Origin of the sequence: Bradyrhizobium sp. AZCC 2289 (assembly GCF_036924615.1) — a bacterium.
In the GTDB taxonomy this organism is placed as follows: domain Bacteria; phylum Pseudomonadota; class Alphaproteobacteria; order Rhizobiales; family Xanthobacteraceae; genus Bradyrhizobium.
The window spans coordinates 9,894,165-9,912,140 of record NZ_JAZHRY010000001.1; the positions used below are offsets into that span (position 1 = coordinate 9,894,165).

General features: G+C 59.6%; 18 protein-coding genes, 1 pseudogene and 1 CRISPR repeat array. Of the genes and pseudogenes, 7 read left to right on the forward strand and 12 right to left on the reverse strand.

Features of this window, described 5'->3' with window-relative positions; all coding sequences use genetic code 11:
• Positions 1–157: 157 nt before the first annotated feature.
• On the forward strand, positions 158–514 hold the full coding sequence (locus V1289_RS46565; protein WP_334406340.1) for a hypothetical protein: 357 nt from the start codon (positions 158–160) through the stop codon (positions 512–514).
• Positions 515–870: 356 nt separating this feature from the next.
• A complete protein-coding gene (locus V1289_RS46570; RefSeq protein WP_334406341.1) occupies positions 871–1,122 on the forward strand; it encodes a hypothetical protein in 252 nt (83 codons plus the stop codon).
• A gap of 56 nt (positions 1,123–1,178) precedes the next feature.
• Here V1289_RS46570 and V1289_RS46575 read toward each other — a convergent pair whose 3' ends face one another.
• Entirely contained in the window at positions 1,179–1,382 is a 204-nt protein-coding gene (locus V1289_RS46575) for a cold-shock protein (RefSeq protein ID WP_309176723.1), read from the reverse strand.
• Between the two features lie 2,456 nt (positions 1,383–3,838).
• Here V1289_RS46575 and V1289_RS46580 point away from each other — a divergent pair.
• The 5 genes and pseudogenes from V1289_RS46580 (at position 3,839) to V1289_RS46600 (ending at position 6,660) form a co-directional block, all read left to right on the forward strand.
• Positions 3,839–4,585, forward strand: coding sequence for an SDR family oxidoreductase (locus V1289_RS46580; protein ID WP_334406344.1), 747 nt, complete (start codon positions 3,839–3,841; stop codon positions 4,583–4,585).
• A gap of 46 nt (positions 4,586–4,631) precedes the next feature.
• Positions 4,632–5,081 carry a hypothetical protein gene (locus tag V1289_RS46585; RefSeq protein ID WP_334406346.1) on the forward strand — a complete coding sequence of 150 codons (450 nt, stop codon included), beginning with the start codon at positions 4,632–4,634 and terminating at the stop codon, positions 5,079–5,081.
• A 1-nt stretch (position 5,082) separates the two neighbouring features.
• A pseudogene (locus V1289_RS46590) lies at positions 5,083–5,747 on the forward strand (SOS response-associated peptidase).
• A complete protein-coding gene (locus V1289_RS46595) occupies positions 5,744–6,367 on the forward strand; it encodes a hypothetical protein (RefSeq protein WP_334406348.1) in 624 nt (207 codons plus the stop codon). The pseudogene V1289_RS46590 and the gene V1289_RS46595 overlap by 4 nt, the downstream one beginning before the upstream one ends.
• Complete coding sequence (locus tag V1289_RS46600; protein ID WP_334406350.1) at positions 6,367–6,660, forward strand: hypothetical protein; 294 nt, start codon at positions 6,367–6,369, stop codon at positions 6,658–6,660. The genes V1289_RS46595 and V1289_RS46600 overlap by 1 nt, the downstream gene beginning before the upstream one ends.
• Before the next feature lie 304 nt (positions 6,661–6,964).
• Positions 6,965–7,868: a CRISPR direct-repeat array (repeat unit 32 nt; unit sequence GTTTCGATCCACGCCCCCGTGAAGGAGGCGAC).
• A gap of 189 nt (positions 7,869–8,057) precedes the next feature.
• On the opposite strand, the gene cas2 is transcribed toward V1289_RS46600, so the two are convergent.
• The 11 genes from cas2 to V1289_RS46655 all read right to left on the reverse strand — a co-directional run bounded on the left by cas2 (position 8,058) and on the right by V1289_RS46655 (position 17,425).
• A complete protein-coding gene (gene cas2 / locus V1289_RS46605; protein WP_334406352.1) occupies positions 8,058–8,348 on the reverse strand; it encodes a CRISPR-associated endonuclease Cas2 in 291 nt (96 codons plus the stop codon).
• A 40-nt stretch (positions 8,349–8,388) separates the two neighbouring features.
• A complete protein-coding gene (cas1, locus tag V1289_RS46610; protein WP_334407940.1) occupies positions 8,389–8,883 on the reverse strand; it encodes a CRISPR-associated endonuclease Cas1 in 495 nt (164 codons plus the stop codon).
• Entirely contained in the window at positions 8,880–9,371 is a 492-nt protein-coding gene (cas4, locus tag V1289_RS46615; RefSeq protein WP_334406354.1) for a CRISPR-associated protein Cas4, read from the reverse strand. Before cas4 ends, cas1 begins: the two co-directional genes overlap by 4 nt.
• A gap of 15 nt (positions 9,372–9,386) precedes the next feature.
• Positions 9,387–10,340 carry a type I-C CRISPR-associated protein Cas7/Csd2 gene (gene cas7c / locus V1289_RS46620; protein WP_334406356.1) on the reverse strand — a complete coding sequence of 318 codons (954 nt, stop codon included), beginning with the start codon at positions 10,338–10,340 and terminating at the stop codon, positions 9,387–9,389.
• Positions 10,340–12,094 (reverse strand): type I-C CRISPR-associated protein Cas8c/Csd1, encoded by a 1,755-nt coding sequence (gene cas8c / locus V1289_RS46625; RefSeq protein WP_334406358.1) that lies wholly within the window; start codon positions 12,092–12,094, stop codon positions 10,340–10,342. Before cas8c ends, cas7c begins: the two co-directional genes overlap by 1 nt.
• The gene (gene cas5c, locus V1289_RS46630) at positions 12,091–12,780 is read right to left on the reverse strand and encodes a type I-C CRISPR-associated protein Cas5c (protein ID WP_334406360.1); all 690 of its coding nucleotides are present in this window, start codon (positions 12,778–12,780) and stop codon (positions 12,091–12,093) included. Before cas5c ends, cas8c begins: the two co-directional genes overlap by 4 nt.
• 114 nt (positions 12,781–12,894) lie before the next feature.
• Positions 12,895–14,868 (reverse strand): CRISPR-associated helicase Cas3', encoded by a 1,974-nt coding sequence (gene cas3, locus V1289_RS46635; protein ID WP_334406362.1) that lies wholly within the window; start codon positions 14,866–14,868, stop codon positions 12,895–12,897.
• Between the two features lie 22 nt (positions 14,869–14,890).
• On the reverse strand, positions 14,891–15,106 hold the full coding sequence (locus tag V1289_RS46640) for a hypothetical protein (protein ID WP_334406364.1): 216 nt from the start codon (positions 15,104–15,106) through the stop codon (positions 14,891–14,893).
• A 1,437-nt stretch (positions 15,107–16,543) separates the two neighbouring features.
• Entirely contained in the window at positions 16,544–16,768 is a 225-nt protein-coding gene (locus tag V1289_RS46645) for a hypothetical protein (RefSeq protein ID WP_334406365.1), read from the reverse strand.
• An 86-nt stretch (positions 16,769–16,854) separates the two neighbouring features.
• The gene (locus V1289_RS46650; RefSeq protein ID WP_334406367.1) at positions 16,855–17,214 is read right to left on the reverse strand and encodes a hypothetical protein; all 360 of its coding nucleotides are present in this window, start codon (positions 17,212–17,214) and stop codon (positions 16,855–16,857) included.
• A 1-nt stretch (position 17,215) separates the two neighbouring features.
• Positions 17,216–17,425, reverse strand: a complete 210-nt coding sequence (locus V1289_RS46655) for a hypothetical protein (RefSeq protein WP_334406369.1) — start codon at positions 17,423–17,425, stop codon at positions 17,216–17,218.
• Positions 17,426–17,976 lie beyond the last annotated feature (551 nt).

Below are 17,976 nucleotides of genomic sequence, written 5' to 3' on the forward strand. Positions count from 1 at the left end.
CGTCCATTCGATTTCAACCGGCTCGGCGCCTGGAAATTCGACCACGTTGTTCATGCCCGTTCCCCCTCGTCCTGGGGATCGAGCTCGCCGCCCATCTTCCGCAGCCCTGCGGCAAGGCTCTGCAGGAACGCCATCGGCCACGGCGGGTGGTCGGCCGTTGCAGAATGACGCAGCGCGCGAAGAGCATCATCTGTTCAAAGGCGTTGCTCGTATTGTTCTTGAGATAGAAAAATTCGCTGTCAGAAACCTTGCCTTCGGCCTCCTGCTCGACGGTGACGCAGCGGTCGTAATGCGCCGCCGCCTCTCGGTGCTGAGCGATGAAGCGGAAAATCTCGTCCTGCTCGCCCGTCCGGTCGATGATCGGCAATCCATCCTGATACTCAATCGGTTGCCGCTCTTTGTAGGGGGCCCGCACCTTCCGCTTGCGCGTCGGCTGGTGAGGCGCCGGCGCGGCCGTCGGATTCGATGCTGCTTGCAGCGGGACATCGAGGCCCGCAACGATCCTGAGAAATGAATTTGTCATCACGCCAGCCCTCCTTGCTGCCAATCCTGCGTTCCGACCTGCTCGAGCAACCCGTCAAGGTCAGCGATGCCGGACTCAGCGGGGTCGGCCTCGCGGTCGGCTGTCTCCCATCCACGAAAACAGTTGACTGTCGCGCCCGTCCAAAGCGCCGAGCGAAGGCTCGAGCCTCTCTAAACCCGAATTTAATTGGTGACGACGGATTGCGCGGCTACATCGGAACGGTGCTAGGTCTCCTCCCTCCGGGTACAACTTCGGCCCCCCGCTTAGCCCCCACGCAGTGGGCTTCTCTTGGACCTAGCCGAAATATCGGCTAGGTGCGTCCCGATTTTTATCAATGAGGCCCCGCAATGCCGTTCCGAATAACCCTGATCGCGGCTGCGATCGTCGCCATGACCGCACCGGCCAACGCCCAACAATCGTCTCCGGAACGCGGGATCAGGATCATTACTCCTTACAGCGAGCACATCTACAGCGCCGACCCTGCCGCGCCACAGCAGCTGCCCGATAATGATGGTCTGCGACAACAAAACGAGGATAGCTGGAGGCAGCTTCAAATGGACATGGCAAGGCGGCGACTAAGGGAAATGGACGCCGAGTAAAGAAGGATAGAAGGATCAAGGAAAAACCCGCCGGGCGTGAACCGGCGGGCTTGAATTTATCCGACTCTCAGATTTTCCGCAGACGTTTTGCCCCGGCTGCTCATTTCTTCGTAGCTCACCTTGGCGCCCTCATTGAGACTGCTCAGACCGGCTTTTTCCACCGCCGAGATGTGCACGAATACGTCTTTGCCGCCGCTGTCGGGTTGAATAAAACCAAACCCCTTAGTCGCGTTGAACCACTTTACAATACCTGTCGCCACGTCCGCTCTCCCTTTTGAAGCAAGGGCGACAGCCTAGGTCGCTAATGCAGTACACCGCAAGGAAAACCCGCTGGCGTGAACCGGCGCCCTCGCCTCTCGTCCGGATGCACCCACACCCGGCGTCCACTCACATCACGTACTCGACCAACATTCTTTGCACATGATCGCACCGCAGACATTCGGACGTTGGAACCGTTGGGATATTCGATACGTGCCAGCACCATGTTGTTGTGACACCTGGGGCAACGATGCTGCTTGATCGGAAGTTGAGACGGCTCGGCACGAGTATACGATTCAGGCATGTGAGTGATGCACCGCGGTTGGAGGTCAGGACTAAAGCATTCCCAAAACAGCTGCCACCAAGCGGAGTATGATCGCTCGGTCCCACTGGTATTTCCTCGGCCGGGCACTCAAGTCCCCAGCAGCCAAACGTAGCAATCTATATGTTACGGTCATGTGACAAGGAAACCAGCCCGCCAGCGTGAACCGGCGGGCTTTGATTTTGTGAGCAATCAAACGCCAACCTTAGGAACGGTCTGCCCGTTGCTGGGGGCGGTTCTTCATCTGGGCTTGGCATGCAGCGTGCATAATTGATGCTGCCGGGATTTCAGGGCCCGACCAAGGAAATGCCGATGCCGCTGGGCGAATATATTACGCTCCGGCGGCATTGCGCATTTGAGTGGCCCGACGCACGACGTTGCCGGACGACATACGCCGGGCCTACCAACCCGTGGGCTTCCCCCTGGAATGGCTAATTCAAAGTGCGGGCGATTCTTGGCAAAATTGCACCCATGCCACGCGAACTGAAAATCACTCTCGGGGAAATGCGGGAATCCGGCCCTACCCGGCTCATCGTCTTCTGCGGCGATTACAAATGCACGCATTCTGTCGTCATCGATGCCGCTCGCTGGCCCGATCAGGTTCGACTTTCGCGGGCCTGGATATCAGGGTCGTGCCTTTGGCTATGGGGTCATTTGCCGGGTCTCTTCCATGCCATCATCCCATAGACCGCGACAAAAACGACAAACGCCGCAATGATGGACAAAGCGATAGTTTTTTCCATCCGTCGAATATGAGCCCCACCCGGCCCGTTTTCCAGCCCTGAAACCCGCCACAATCAAATTGACCCACTACCCAGGCTTGCGGCCACCGCGGCGCCGATATCAGGCCGCTATTTGAGCCAGCGCGCATGGGCACGGCCGTGTCATGACCGCTTGGTATGCGCGTTGCAGTACTAGGGAGGCTGGGGATTTCAGTGTCCCAGTTCAGGAATAAGCGCCGCCGGGCGGCCTATTTTGATCCCGGTGGCGTGTCTTTCCGAGACAAATTCATCTTCGATCTGATTGGAAGCCGTCACGCGTTAGCTACTCGCAAGATGGCGCAACAGGAGGCGTAATGATGATTGAGGCCTTCGCAATAGTCCTAGGGCTGATCGGTCTTGCCCTCTTGGCCGCTCACGCGTTGGATGCCTATCGGAACGGCTAGTCGTCAGCACGGCGCGACGCGCGTTCGGTGACACGCGGGCGGGGAGACAATTGCTCCGCATATGCACAGCTTAGCTTTTTGGGTGTCTGGCACCTGACTTGTGGAAGCCCCAGAACGCAATCAGCAGCAGGGCTGCGGCTCCAATTCCCATCAATAGAAGAATGGCTTCCAGCATGACGAATCAGGCTCCGCGCGTGGAAAGGATACACACGGGCGGAAACTTGTCATCATAGGCCGTACCGCCGGGGTGAGCCGGCGGGCCGTTGGCGAGTGCGATCCCCAGGAACTTACCCATCTTTGCGCAGTTTTCAGTCGGGGCCCCGGAAAGATTTGTCCATGTTTCGCCTCTTGTCGATTCTCGCCTTTAGTGCGCTCTGCATCCTCGCGGATCGAGCATCTGCTGATCAGCTGAAGCCGCATGAAAGTTTGGCATCCGAGATCAGCTCCCGGCAACGGTGCGCGTGCACATGGCGTGGCCCGACCCGCATTATTCATCACAGGCGCTATCGGAGTGTCAGAACAGCGTACTTAACAATTGGCTATGATCCCCTGCCGTACCGCTTCGGCTCAGCATCGGTATGCGCGCCGCCCTATCGGTATTACTGGCGCTAGCACCACAAGGAAAACCCGCCGGCGCAAACCGGCGGAGCTTCGATCTCGATTCCACCCGCTCGCCGTGCCTAAAGATGCTCGGGCACTGCTCTAACAATCCGTCATAGTCGACGATGCCATAACCCCGGGCTGGCGCGCCATCCGCTCAGCACAATCACTCTGCCGTGAGCGTTGGACGCCAAACCATGTGCAATCTCTACTCCATCACCACGAACCAGGAGAAGACACGAAGATGACGGGTGCTGGCCGGGTTTCGAGGAGTAGTGCTCGGCAAAAGTCGGCCGCCGGCGCCATTGTTCGCGCCATAGGGGCCCCCATCTCTCTCGGGCACAGCAACCCACTCCAGTCAGGAAACTTTGATGGCCAAGCTCGACGGCAAGATCGCTCTCATCAGCGGAGGCACCAGCGGTATCGGTGCGGAGACCGCCAAACTCTTTCAATCCGAAGGTGCGACGGTGGTCGTTACCGGCTCCAGCGAGCGCTCGGTGGAAGCCGCCAAGGCGGCACTCCCCGGGATCGAGGTGCTGGTCTCGGACGCGGGCAACGTGGCCGCTACCAAGGCCCTGGTCGACCAGGTCAAGGGCAAACACGGCCGCATCGACGTCCTGTTCGTCAACGCCGGCATCGCCAAGTTCGCGCCGATCGCGCAGGTCGACGAGGCCTTTTACGACAGCCAGTTCAACATCAACGTCAAGGGCGCATTCTTCCTGGTCAAGCACGCCATCCCTGTCATCCCGGACGGCGGCGCGATCATCCTGACCGCTTCGGTGGCCGGCGCGAACGGCGGCTTAGGGGGCAGCACGGTCTATGGTTCGACCAAGGCGGCACTGCGTTCGTTCGGCCGCACTATCGCCAAGGAACTGACGCCGCGCGGCATCCGGGTCAACACCATCAGCCCCGGTCCGATCGTCACCCCGATCCTCGACAAAGGCGGCCTCACGGCGGCTCAGAAGGACAACTTTATCGAGGGGGCCAAGACCCGCATTCCGCTCGGCCGCACCGGCACCGTCGCCGAAGTCGCCGCCGCGGCCCTCTACCTCGCCGCCGATGCGACCTACACCACCGGCGCCGAACTGTTCGTCGACGGCGGTTTGATCGACCTCTAGGTCGCTCAGGGCTGCCGATGCGACTTCACTGCGCTTGGATGTCCGGATGGCCCCGAAATATCATCCCACGCCCCTTTCGGGCGGCGACCGGAAGGCTTTGAACAAGGAGTTCGGCAAGGCGCGCGCCATGACCCGCATCCTGGCCACGCAGTCGGCCGAGATGCGGGCAAAGGGCGAAGCGATGATCCAGCAGGCCGACAAGCTGTTCTGCGAAAGCTGGAGCGAGCGGATGTGGAACGACGGCGAGCCGATCGATCCGTCACCAACGATCGACCAGGCCGTCAACGGCGGCTTTCCCTGGCTGGAGATCCAGTGCGCACGATGCAAGACGGCAAGCGACGTCGACCTCGCGGCGATGAAGCACCCGCCGACCACTTTCGTGCATGATCTCTCCAGTCGGCTGCGCTGCCGCAAATGCGTCAAAGCGGGCCGACGTCCCGCAGCGACCTTGCTACAATTAGCTTGGCAGCCGCGGCATCCCCGTTCGGAAGACTGACATGTGCAATCTCTACTCGATCACCACCAACCAGGCCGATCATCGCGTCGTTCCGCGTGATCAATCGATACGTCGGCAATCTAGCGTCGATGCCGGGCGTGTTCCGTGACTACCCCGCGCCGGTCATCCGCAATGCCGGCGACGAACGCGAACTGATCATGATGCGCTCGCTGGGGCATGCCGTCGCCGCCGCGTTCAGGCGGCCCGCCAGTCACCAACATCCGCAACACGTCGTCGCCGCACTGGCGAGGTTGGCTGAAGCCTGAGAACCGGTGCCTGGTCCCGTTCAACAGCTTCGCTGAGTATGCGCCAGAGCCGAACCCGGAGACCAAGAAGAAGGACGTCGTCTGGTTCGCGCACAGTGACGACCGGCCGCTGGCTGCCTTCGCCGGCATTTGGACCGAGTTCAAGGGCGACCGAGGCACCAAGTCCAAGCCGGTCCCCGGCCCTCACCTGGTCTATGGCTTCCTGACGACAACGCCGAACGCCGTGGTCGAGCCGATCCACCCGAAGGCAATGCCGGTGATCTTGACGACGGACGAGGAGCGCGACGTCTGGATGCGCGCGCCATGGGACGAGGCAAAGGCGCTGCAGCGGCCGTTGCCGGATGACGCGCTGAAGATTGTGGCGCGCGGTGCTGACAAGGAAGATAGGGCAGCGGCGTGATAACCTCCTCCGATGCATTTCGCCAGCAGCAACTGGAGCTGTACCGTTCAATAATGGAAGAGGCGAGAACTCGCGTCGATGCAATCAATGTCATGCTTGGCGGCGCGACTGGCCTCGCTGAGAGAGCGGCTGCAGAGTTCTGCTACTTACAAATACGTATGCTCTGCGAACTGACAGCCTTGGGATGTCTGGTGGCTCACGGTGAAATCGAGAAAACCAGAACCCTAAATAAAATATGGGCCGCCGATGAAATCGTGAGGAGATTGGAGCGTCTGAACCCAACCTTCTACCCCAAGCCGGTGGTCTTCACCAATCCCAGCCCCGGGCACTGGCACCTCGAAGAGTTTCCAAACGAGAATTATCTCCGCCAGGACGAGTTCGGGAAGCTGGTGGGCATCACTGGCGATATTCTCCACAAAGGCTCGTTACGTCGGCTCGCAAAAGGTCAGAGTTCGGCAGAATGCACTATCGAGCGCGCCGTGCATTGGGGCCAAAAAATCGTCAATCTGATCAACCAGCATAGGATCGGTCTAATAGGAAACAATCATATTGTTTGTGCCCTCGCGGATGGTGGTGGCCAAGTGTCCGTCTCCTTTGCCCAGCCGCAAAGTACGGCTTGATGCCGGAGAGTAGAGGCTGGCAGCGGCGTTTCGACGATCCGATCCCGCTGCCGCGCGGACACCAGTTCGTCACCCTGAATGATGCCGCCGGCTACATCGTGGCTTTGCCGGCGAAGACGTCCGCGCAAGAACACTGGCAACTCGCGATGCAGATGTTGATCGACGCCGCCGATCGCGGCGGCATCGTCATGCTGGCGCGGATCGCGATGATGCAGGCATTGAACCATGGCAAGCCAGACCCGGCGACACCGGTCCGACGCGGGCGGGCCAAGGCTTATCGCGTCATCAAATGAAATTTGGCGGCTTGTCCAATATGGAAAAGAAGGCCGCCCGCTTAAGCTCGGGTCGGCGTTGTGATCACCGTTCGATTGACGATGCCATACTATTTCCAGCCGGAGATCGCGGCCCCAAGGGCGCCCGCATCAAGCATGCGGGCGGCGCGCCACTCGCGCGCGGCGTCGGCCAAAGCAAGATCCACGCCCCCGTGAAGGAGGCGACGTCGCGCGACAGCGCCTCGACATGGCTTGGCGTGTTTCGATCCACGCCCCGTGAAGGAGGCGACAACAAAACAAGTTTCAACCCGTCTTTTTGGCGAGGGTTTCGATCCACGCCCCCGTGAAGGAGGCGACCCGGCGCGAGTACCTGATCCTCGCGCTGAAATGCGAGTTTCGATCCACGCCCCCGTGAAGGGGGCGACAACTCAGTGAATGACGCCGCGCACGAAGCGCAAAGGTTTCGATCCACGCCCCCGTGAAGGAGGCGACGCACCACCGGGGATGAACCCGATCATGCCGGAGATGTTTCGATCCACGCCCCCGTGAAGGAGGCGACTCGCTAGGGTGGTGGGCTCCCGCGAGTCGATAGTTGTTTCGATCCACGCCCCCGTGAAGGAGGCGACAGCCGTTTCGCCAGCTCGTTCAGCACCAGGACAATATTTCGATCCACGCCCCCGTGAAGGAGGCGACGGCTGTTGATGGCGAACAACCGCGGCGGCAAGACCGTTTCGATCCACGCCCCCGTGAAGGAGGCGACGCGGAACACGCCAGACTCATCGATGTGCGCCCAGGTGTTTCGATCCACGCCCCCGTGAAGGAGGCGACACTTCACGTGCGTGCATACGGTGCGCGCATGAGCAAGGTTTCGATCCACGCCCCCGTGAAGGAGGCGACTATGGCTTGGGGTACATCATTCTCGACCGCTGATGTTTCGATCCACGCCCCCGTGAAGGAGGCGACAAGTACATAAAGAGGACACCGGCAACAACCAATAGTTTCGATCCACGCCCCCGTGAAGGAGGCGACGCGGCCGACGTTCGTTTACAGGCAGGTCCAGGATTTGTTTCGATCCACGCCCCCGTGAAGGAGGCGACTCCCCGCTTGTTGTCTTTCGGACACTCTTCGTACTGTTTCGATCCACGCCCCCGTGAAGGAGGCGACAGGCCACGGCGCGCATCGGTGGTTTAATGAATTGTTTCGATCCACGCCCCCGTGAAGGAGGCGACCGTCTACCAATAGCTCATTCTGCTTTCAAAGAAATCTGGTCCGTGCGCGCGATATCGTTGATTCGTTTGAAGTAGCGACATGAACCGTTGCTGCACCGTTAGGATTATCGAATGATCTGAATGGCTTAAACGAAGCGCGAACTGGCCGGGAAAACCGGGCGTGCTTGAGGTTCGCGCCTCGCGCCGACATCAAACGATCAGCGGCCCGCCAAGATCGACGGCCGGCTTGGCGCCGACATGCTCGACGCGCCGCTGCCAATTGGCGCCGAGGAAGTAGTAGCGAAGGCTGTCATGCGCTGGATTGATCAGGCGTTCGAGCCTCGCTTTCAGGCTGGTCCATTGCGCGGGATCAACCTCGATCTCGAATACGGAATATTGCACGCGCTGGCCGTAATCGCGACATGCCTTGGCAACGCGCCGTAACCGAGTGACCCCTCCGGGTTCGGTGGTGCTGACATCATAGGTCACGAGAACCATCAAGGCGAAACCTCCATCGGGCTGGGCTCGGTCACATCGAGTCTCACTTCCAGATCCAGGGTGGATAAGCATCCAGATCGCCCCGCAGGTGTCGCGCGAGAAGCTGCGCCTGCAGATGGGGAACGAGGCCAAACGGCGCCGCTTCTTCCAGAAACGGGTGACGCCGTTCCTCCTTCTTGCGCTCCTGCCACGCCGTCAGGACGGTGCGGCGTCCGTCGTCGGAGAGCAGCACCGCGCCGCCATCGCGCGTCTCGAAGTCGCGCGCTCGCAGCTGGCGGCGGTTAAAGAGCGACAGCGCCAGACGGTCCGCGAGAATGGGGCGCAATTCCTCCATCAGGTCGAGCGCAAGGCTGGGACGTCCTGGCCGGTCCCGATGCAGGAAACCGACGGCGGGGTCGAGGCCCACTCCTTCAGCCGCGCTGCGGCAATCATGGGTAAGCAGGGTATAGAGGAACGACAGCAAGGCGTTCACCGGATCGAGCGGCGGACGCCGGCTGCGCCCGGAAAACCGGATCTTGGAATCTGGCGACCGGATCAGATCGCCAAAGACGGAGAAATAGGTGTGCGCGGCCTCGCCCGCAGTTGGGCGTCGAACGGCACGGCGACGCGGCGCCGGGTCTCGGCATAGAACAGCGCCCCCTCGGGCACTGGGTTGCCGGTCATCTCTTCCAGGCAAAGCCCCTGCGCGCACAATTGCACTTCGTCGGCGCGATGCAGCTTGGCTTTGCCGCGCTTGTATTCGACCGGATAGGCGATCTCGCCATCCGCGCCGACGCGGAACTCGACGAGATCGGCGACGCCGGCCAGATTGAGCCGCCGACAGGCGAGCGGCAGCGCCAACACCCGGCGGATGTTGCCGCGCTTCCGCTCGGCAGGGTCGTGGGCGACGTCGTGCAGGACGCGGCCCTCGGACGTGAAGCGGTTCTCTTCCCATTGCCGCTCGATATGGATCAGCGCGGCCTGGCGGAGGCAATAGACCGCATGCTGCAGCGCGGAGAGCGGAATCGGATTGTCGAGTTCCTGCATCCCCGGCCTCCTTGTTCAGAACAACTCGACCACCTCGACCGCTTCCGGAAGACCGTCACGGTTCACCGTGACTTCGTAGTCAGAGAACCGCCTGGCCGGCGGATAGTTGCTGAGACGATCGCTCCCCGGTTCGAAAAGCTCATCGCCAATCTTGCGATTCACCTTCACGCGATCGAACAAGGCATGGGCATGGGCATTGCCGAGCGCCGAGGCGTGCTTGAACGCGATGCCGCGGCGCGAGGACATCTCGCCCCGGGCCGCCGAACGGTCGTGCTCGAACATTGAACCCAGACTTTCAAAAAGATGGGCGAGATCGGCCCCGCCAAAGCCCGTTCGCTCCGCCAGCTTTGCGTTGACGAAGATGTGAGCGCGATAGAGCCCATAGGGCACGATGTGCTTTCGGCCCATGGTGCGATTTTCGGTCCGCTCGTCGCTGTCGTCGCCCTGCTGACGTTCGGCTTTTTCCTTCTCGTTGGTGGCCGCCATGCGCGTGATCGAGATTTCAAGCGGCAGAATCGTTTCAATCGAACTGGCAAACGTGACCTGCACCGGGCCGCGCACCTGACCGGCATTAATACCGGTGCTCATGACCGCGCCAAAGGCGCGCACATCGAAGAAGTTGTCGCACATGAATTTGGTCAGCGCCCTGGACTCATCGTCGTTCTGCGGATTCAGCTTGCTGTCTTTCCCAACCTTATCTGTATCGCCGCGGATCGCTTTATAGGCCTCGCGATGCTTCTCGTTGAGTATGGAGCCTTCCTGTACATAAATGCGATAGCCTGGCTGGTCGCCTTTCGTAAGCTCGGTGTAATTTCGTATCTTGCGCTTCAGCGAAACATCGCTGACCAACCCCTTGTTGGTCTCGGGGTCCATTCGCGGCATGTTGCCGGCGTCGGGATCGCCGTTCGGATTGCCGTTGGTGACGTCGAACAGGAAAACGATGTCGAAGCGGTTGGCGAGCGCGGTCATCAGGCAGCCTCCTCCGGTGCGGATTTCTCGGATTTCTTGAAGAACTCGTTGCGCTGGTGGTAGTAGCCGAGCCCGAACAGGGCCTGGCTCTTGTCCGGAAGACTGGCCGGAAACGGATCACCTTCCGGCGACATCGCCTCCATGATCGCGCCAACTGCCTTTTCAAGATTGACCTTGAGGCCGGGCTTTTGCTTGCCGATCTTCGACAGGTGGTTGGCCGAGCCGGCTTCCAGCATTCGGAAGACCTTGCGGGGCTGCGCGGACGCCGCGCCATAGAACTTGTCCTTGATGGTCGCATTGACATTGCGGCCGAGCGCGGCGGTCTGGATTTGCGCGTAGACCGCAAACAAACGTCCCAGCAGATAGCCGGGCTCCCTGCATTCCGGATCGAGCGACACCGGCACCTCCATGTTGAAATTCTTGATGAGAATGGACTTGAGAATGGCAATCCGCAGGCCGTTGACATCGTGGTCCGCGCGCAGCCGCATGATCAGTGTCGAGAGCAGGGTCAGCGGATACGGCGTATCCGTCAGGATCGCCCGCATCCATTCGCCGGCGAGGTTGGGCTGAATGTTTTCCGATTTGCGCAGCACCGCGGTTTCGACCAGCATCCGCCACATCGAAGGCGCTTCTTCCTTCGGCGGCGGCTCGACACGTAATCGTTCGAGATGCCGCAGGTATCGCTCGGCGATCACACCGAAATCATCCTCGATGTAGAAGCGCACGGACAGCCGCGCCGCGTTCGGCGCCAGCGCGAGAACGAAGAAACGGACGCCTTGCGGAAGATCGGGTTTGAATTCCTCGATCGGGCGGCCGGCGCGGAGTTTTGCGAGAATACTTTCGAGCTTCTTTAATCCGACGGCTCCCGCCTCCTTTTCATCGAGGAATCCGAGGAAAAGGCTCTCCGCTTCCAACGCCGGCTGCGCCTCCGACGAATCGGCCCAGAAGACGGTCGAGGCATCTCCTACCTGGATACGATGGCCACTGTTGCGCTCAAGAAAATGGTTAAGCGCAGATGTGTAGGCGAAGGCGGCAGCTTCCGAGATGGGTGCGTTGTCACCCTGCTGATGACCATAGGAGGTGAAGGCGTCGAGATTGAAGGATACAATCGAGGCGCCAGACGATTGCGCTCCCCATACACCCTTGATGGCCGGATGCAATCGCGCCACCGGGGCGTGATCGCCGGTAATGAGGCAAGCAGCGGACGTCTTGTCGCCCGTGGCGGTCAGCCGTGTCCAGAGGTCGCGCGCGGCCGGACGATCGTGGATCATGACATTCGCAAGCCGCTCGCTTTCCAGCGCGAAGACAATATTCTGGTCTTTCATGTCATCGGGCCAGCCGAGCCCCGCAAATTGATCGGCATTCCATCTATCAAGAAAACGCAGGATGGCTTGTAATCCTTCGTCCGACGACGAGGCGAGCCATTCGCGATGCCGGATAATGAAAGCGTCATGCTCTCGGGACGTGCGCTTTCCCTCACCCGCCGTAATACCCAGGGCATAGGCGGTCTTGTCCCAGAGAAAGTTGGGCTCAACGCCAGAGGTACGCTTTGTCGGTTGCGGCACGGCCGTCAGACGGGCCGTTTTCTTCTTTCCCTCCCCTTCCCGCAGGTCGATCGGCGCGTGCGCCACCGTTCCATCCGGATTAAGTGGAATGACAAAGCTGATCTTCTCCTGCGAATAGCCGTAAGCAGGCACTTCGCCGCGTTCGGCCATGCGGTCATAGGCGCGGACGAGAGAAGCAAGCGCGCTCATCGGCGAATCTCCGGCGAATCGGGTGACGGCACCCGCATCACGCCCCTGTCGAGCGTTGCCCTGAAGAACAGCGAGCTTCGGTCGCCGCCATGATCGATGTCGTAGAGCATGAAGCCGAGATCGCGCGGCGAGCCGAAGCCAAGCTCTGATATTTCGTCCGCCGGCTTTGGAGCCGTCGCTTCGGGCTCGATCAGCTCGAATTGTGCGGGAAATTCGCGGCTGCCAAGGCAGGGCTGGTGAAAGCACTGGCCCTTGCGGGCACGGCGATTGAAAGTGTCGAGATGCTTGCCCTCGTTGTCGTCGGCGCCGGCCTTGGGCGTCAGCGCGAACCGCGCGCAGATAACATAGGCCACGTCGGTCAGCACCGTCGAGGCGCGCTGCTGTCGGTTGTCCTCGACGACGAGGGTGAGATTGCCGATGTCTCCGGTCTTCATCGCAGTGCCGATCGCGCGCGTCGAAGCCTTGGCGCCGACTTCGTTGCGCCGGATTGACTGGAACCGGATCGGCTTGAGGACGTGGATTTCCTCGACGATCCATTTGATGGAGGGCTTCCAATGGATCGCTTCGAGGATGCCGCGCGCGGCCGAGGGCGTCATGACGTCGTAGGAGACACGCTCAACCTTCATTTCCGGGCGCGTAAACAGCGCCCATTTCCCCAAAACGAGGAGACGGATTCCATATGACATTCCCAGCCCCGAATATACCAGTGCAAGCAATCACAATCGAGCGTTGCACGACGCTTAGAACAAATCAAGAAATTCGGAACCTGCACTTTCCCGAGTTTCTTGTCCCAACTCGAATTACACGATGCCGTCGAAACCCAATTCATCGGCTTGTTCCCAAACCAATCCCGTCTCTCTCGAATAGAAATTGGCTGTCCACAGCACGGCGAATTGGTCGCCAAACTCTTCGACAAACCGGACGTGCCCGTTTTCGATCAGCTTGCGGCGATCTTTAGGGGGCACTTGGACGATGTAATTCTGCAGCTTGCGGGCGGCGAGGCCCGGCGGTATCCCTCCCCTGAGCGCGCGCAAGATGGCCTGCGGTTCCTCGTCGATCGCCACGATCACGGGCTCCATGCCGCTTTCGATGAGGCGAAATTGTTCCGCGACGCTGCGATAGGCGAAGTCGGTTCCGCCGGACTCGAGAAGGAATTTTTCCATCACCGCATACTTGTCCAGCCCTTGGCCGCTTTTCCGCCAGTAGACCTCTTGGAAATAGGCCTCGATCGTCCGCGGGGAAAACAGATCGCCACGATGTTCCCCGAGGATTCGCAGCATGTCGCCGATCAGCCCTTTGATTTCGGCGGGTGGCCTGGCCTGCGTCGGCTTGAAGATTGTGACGACGCTGTCCTCGACAGGTCGGCGGCCTTCGCGATTGCAGCGGCCCGCGGCCTGCGTCAACTGGTCGAGGCCAGCCTCGGCCCGCCAGACCCTTGGAAAGTCGACATCCACGCCGGCTTCAACCAGCGAAGTCGCGATGACAACGCAAGGCGTCCGCTGTTCGAGTCGTTCGCGCACGTTCTTGAGAATACTTCGCCGATCGGAAGCTGTCTGCCGGGTCGTGAGATGGATCAGGCCGTCGATGCCCGCCGACTTGGCTCGCTGATAGAGCGTCAAGGCATGCCGGCGGCTGTTGACGATCGTGAGTGCCTGATCGACGGTGGACATCTCGGCAACAAGATCGTCGTCCGCCATCGCGCCGGCGAGGCGCTCGGTCGTGCGCTTGAGTTCGCGATGCAGCCTTGCCGGATCGGGCGCCAGTTCGCGTTCCGGGCCGATCTCAAATCCTCCGGGGAATCGAGGTTCCTGCAACGCGGGCTGGGTCGCCGTACACAATACGATCGTGCAATCGTAATTGCGTGCCAGTTCGCCAAGCGCAGCGACGCAGGGTCTCAATACATGATGCGGGATCGTTTGCGCTTCGTCGAGAATGATGACGGCGTTGGCGAGATTGTGCAGCTTGCGGCATCGTGAGGTGCGGTTGGCGAACAGGCTTTCGAACAATTGCACATTGGTGGTGACGATTACCGGTGCCTGCCAGTTCTCCATCGCCAGCCGCAGCTTGGCGTCGGATCGCTCGGTCCGGAATGCTTCCTCCTTCCTCGCCGTCTCCTGCTCTATCGATGAGTGATGTTCGAGAATGACATCTTCTCCGAGGATGCCGCGAAAGATCGAGGCAGTCTGATCAATGATCGAGGTGAAGGGGATCGCGTAGATGATCCGGTCCATTTTCCATTGTCTGGCGTGATCGAGCGCGAAGCCGAGCGAAGCCAATGTCTTGCCGCCGCCTGTCGGCACATTGAGCGTAAAGACGCCGCGAGGCAGCCCGGATTTCTGGCGCGCGTGGCGCAGAATCTCGTCACGCAAACGGTTCAATGCGGTATCGGCGGCCTCCCGGCGCTTTGCCAACATGTGGGCATGGAAGCGGGCGATCATCCGCTCGATTTCATCCGACAGTACTGGCCAGCCGCGTTCGACCTGGCGGCCGTCCACTGACGCATAGAAGGCTTCCGTATCGAGAAAGTCGGCATCCACCAAACAGGAGAAAATCATTCGCCCCAGGAACGCGATCTGGAACCCGCCAATTTTCGCCCTTGGTTTGAGGTTCGCGGGAGCCAGTCCTGTCGGATCCAATTCGACTTCGTTCCGCCAGATGGTGTCGAGCGGCGGGACAATCTTTTTGAGCCGATCGGCCAGCCCGCTGGTTTCGCCGGACATATCCGGCAGACCAGCGTGATGGCCAGCAATGGCATAGGCGATCAGTTCAGCCATCCCCTTGTCGCGGCCTTTCAGTTCAAGCTTCAGCAGCTCCTGCGCGCCCGCCGATGTAAGCCTGATAGGCTTCCGAATATTTCCCGAGATCATGCAGCCAGCCGGCCAGCGCGGCTGCCTTGGCTGCACCGAACTTGCTGCCGAATATTTTGGCTCGCAGCGCGGTCTGCTGGAGATGACCCGCCAAGGGTTGCCAATTGGAACCGTCAGCAGTCGCCGTCGAGTGCGCATAGTGCAAGGCTATCTCCGCGTTTCCGTTCCGAGCAGATTTATTTCCACTTTATCAGGGCTATGCGTCCTAGCGCGGTTAATTAAGACACTCGGAAAGTGTTGGTTAACACGCCGGACATGCTTCGGAATCGGGTGATCACCGTCGTCGCCAACGATGTCATCATTGCCTGTGCGATGTCCGGTTTACCCCAGCAAGCCGACATCACCAGCGCGGCCGGCTATGTCCGAAAAGTGCCAACAAGAGACTTATGCACCGCAGCAAACAGCATCTCTATTCGATCACTTCGTCGGCGCGGCTAAGGAACGTCGCCGGGATATCGATGCCGAGTGCCTTGGCGGTCTTGAGTGGAGTTAGCAATCGCGTGCTCAACTACCGTGAATTTTCCTTTGGGCCGAATTGCGCGTTTCGGTTCAACTTCCAGCGTGCGGTCCAACGCGGGCAAGCCTCGTACATCATCGCCATCATGGCACCTTCCGATTTTGCGCAGCTATAGTAGCAAATCTTGGTTAGTCCCGAGATTTTCTCTCCAGATTTATTGCACAGCAAAGGCAGTCTGTAAGGCTCTCCCGTTAGCGGCGATTGTTCTGCAAATGCTGATGACGACGCTGCAAGAACGGCTAATGCCAAAACTATCCTCATCTTGCCCCTCGTTGTGTCGCTCGCACGGCGCGCTCGGATTGGCGAACGTACAGTTGACGCCCGCCGCCGGACCGGGACGGAATCAGCAATCTTGCTTTGAGGCCTGATAAGGTGATCCCTGTTACCGGCTAAAAATTCCCTTTTCCCTGAAATATTTTCGTCGCGAAGTTTTCCAAGGAAAAGCCGCCCGAAGACGGCTCCTCAATTCGAAGCTGTGATCATGGTTTGGTCTCCGCCGCAGCCCGCTCAAGTGCAAGCCTGATGTCACGCGCATTGACACGGTCTGGTCCATTGCGGCTCTCGCATTAGCGTTCTCCTCTCAGGGCGTGTCCGAGCCGATGCAGCTCTATTTCTTCCAGCCCATCAGCGGCGTGGATCATCTATTGAGCGCCAAATCGGAATGTCTCAGTTGGGTCAAAATGCGAAATACTCAACCAGAGCAGATGTTTTCCGGTCTTCCACCGGAAGCGGACATTCATCGTGGCGGTCGGCATGTCTCAAACGTGCCATATGCGGAAGTGGCATAGGTCGAGAAACGGCATTGTGCAACCCGTGAACGGCTCCACTAAGCCATGTATGCGCGAAAATCCGTTGCGGTGGAGGTCACTTTGAATTCCGCCGCTCAATCCTGGCACGCGGCGGATAGCTCCGCGCTGCCCCAGCTTATGTAGGCTGCGCTGAAACCGTGGTAATCGCCTTCACTGAAAGACGATCCGCCAGCCTGCGTAGCGTTGGGACATTCCCGAACCACACTCGGCTCTGACGGCCTCAAGGCATTGCCTTTGTTTTTTTGAGTGAGGACAATCATGTTGATGCCAATCTCGCTGAATGGCTGCGCCCAAGCAGCTTCTCATCGCGGCTCGGCAATAACCCGCGCTCATAAGCAAGCTTGTAGGCGTATGCGGCCGATAGTCCGTTGCTCATCGCAAGTTCGGTTCCTTTGATGGGATCGCCTAGATAAGCATACAGGATTTGCTCGCGAGTTTCTTTGGTGATCCTGTTGCGGCTATTCCATCTTCCAGTTGTCATTTGGTGCCTCCTTATGCGAAGCAATACACGGCATCGAACGAGCTGGAGCTAGTGGGCGGGAGCTGCTGATCGCCTTGCGCTCGCGATCAGCCCATGCTTCCCGGCAGGAAGCATCTGACGCCAACCAAAGCGCCGTTCAGATAGTAGGGCCAGACCATCGTGCGGCCAGCGCGGTTCGGTCCATCCACGACAGCGTCGTTCGGAACATCAACCCACTCGCCATCAATGCGCACGCGATAGTGACCGTCCTTAGTTTCCCAATCGGCGTCATCAACGCGCTCCGCATCACTGCCATCGCAGCAGGGCCCTTTGCCACTGTACAAGCTCTCATACCAACTGTTCAACGCAGGGTGTTGATGATCGTGGGCGCGAGCGTGACCGATTGTAGAAATCGACAGCATGACGGTGAATAGAACAAGCGTTGCATGCCAAAAGTGATTGTTCATCTCACACCCAATCCCGGAATCTCTCTGTGCAGTCAGGAAATTCATCCACCCGCATCAACATGCGAAGCTTTCTCAGCTCGCCGTGGTAGTCGTCGGCAAGGGCCTTAAGCTGACCCGCAATCGCTGAGTCGGTCATGGTTTTGGCAGCGCGGAGCAAAGTCTGTGCCGTCTCTAAATATTCCTTGCCTCGTTGTGAGATCTGGACCGTCATAAAGCGCTCGCGCGGGTCTCGGGCAGCTGGTCGAAGGCGACTTGGAGCCAGCCCATCCAATGGCGGTCAGTTTCCCTGCGAGTTCTGAAGCGATCGACGCACTTCTTGGAACAAAGCGGGGTTCGCCACGAGTAGTGCCGGACGAGACCAAACTTGCCATCACAAACTCCGCATCGCGCGGCACTGCCAGATCTAAGACTTTTGGAGCAGTCGGGCATTGGAGTCTCCTCTTGGTACTATCCTCGCTGTTCGTCGATCGTCCTTTTTTCACCGTCGCACTTCATAAGCCTGTGCGCTTTTCCAACGCATGCAGCCTAAGACGATCGCTTCAGCGGCTCAATTGAACGTAGGTAATCGCCCGGCATGTAAAGGAGTAACGGAACCCATACGAAGGTTTATGGGGCTCGCCGTTAAAGCCGACGACTTCCGCAACGGGTCAAAACCGGAAAAGCTCAATGGGAGCATATCTTTTCCGCTCTGCCCCCAACAACGGACATAGAGCGACCACGGCGGCATGTCCGAAAAGTGCCATTAACCGACATCAGCTTGGG

Coding starts and splice junctions, on each gene's coding strand:
- V1289_RS46645 (WP_334406365.1), bottom strand. CDS start 16,768: ATGACAACTGGAAGATGGAATAGCCGCAACAGGATCACCAAAGAAACT.
- V1289_RS46570 (WP_334406341.1), top strand. CDS start 871: ATGCCGTTCCGAATAACCCTGATCGCGGCTGCGATCGTCGCCATGACC.
- cas3 (WP_334406362.1), bottom strand. CDS start 14,868: ATGGCTGAACTGATCGCCTATGCCATTGCTGGCCATCACGCTGGTCTG.
- cas4 (WP_334406354.1), bottom strand. CDS start 9,371: ATGCAGGAACTCGACAATCCGATTCCGCTCTCCGCGCTGCAGCATGCG.
- cas7c (WP_334406356.1), bottom strand. CDS start 10,340: ATGACCGCGCTCGCCAACCGCTTCGACATCGTTTTCCTGTTCGACGTC.
- V1289_RS46650 (WP_334406367.1), bottom strand. CDS start 17,214: ATGAACAATCACTTTTGGCATGCAACGCTTGTTCTATTCACCGTCATG.
- V1289_RS46600 (WP_334406350.1), top strand. CDS start 6,367: ATGCCGGAGAGTAGAGGCTGGCAGCGGCGTTTCGACGATCCGATCCCG.
- V1289_RS46585 (WP_334406346.1), top strand. CDS start 4,632: ATGGCCCCGAAATATCATCCCACGCCCCTTTCGGGCGGCGACCGGAAG.
- V1289_RS46580 (WP_334406344.1), top strand. CDS start 3,839: ATGGCCAAGCTCGACGGCAAGATCGCTCTCATCAGCGGAGGCACCAGC.
- cas8c (WP_334406358.1), bottom strand. CDS start 12,094: ATGAGCGCGCTTGCTTCTCTCGTCCGCGCCTATGACCGCATGGCCGAA.
- V1289_RS46655 (WP_334406369.1), bottom strand. CDS start 17,425: ATGACGGTCCAGATCTCACAACGAGGCAAGGAATATTTAGAGACGGCA.
- cas5c (WP_334406360.1), bottom strand. CDS start 12,780: ATGTCATATGGAATCCGTCTCCTCGTTTTGGGGAAATGGGCGCTGTTT.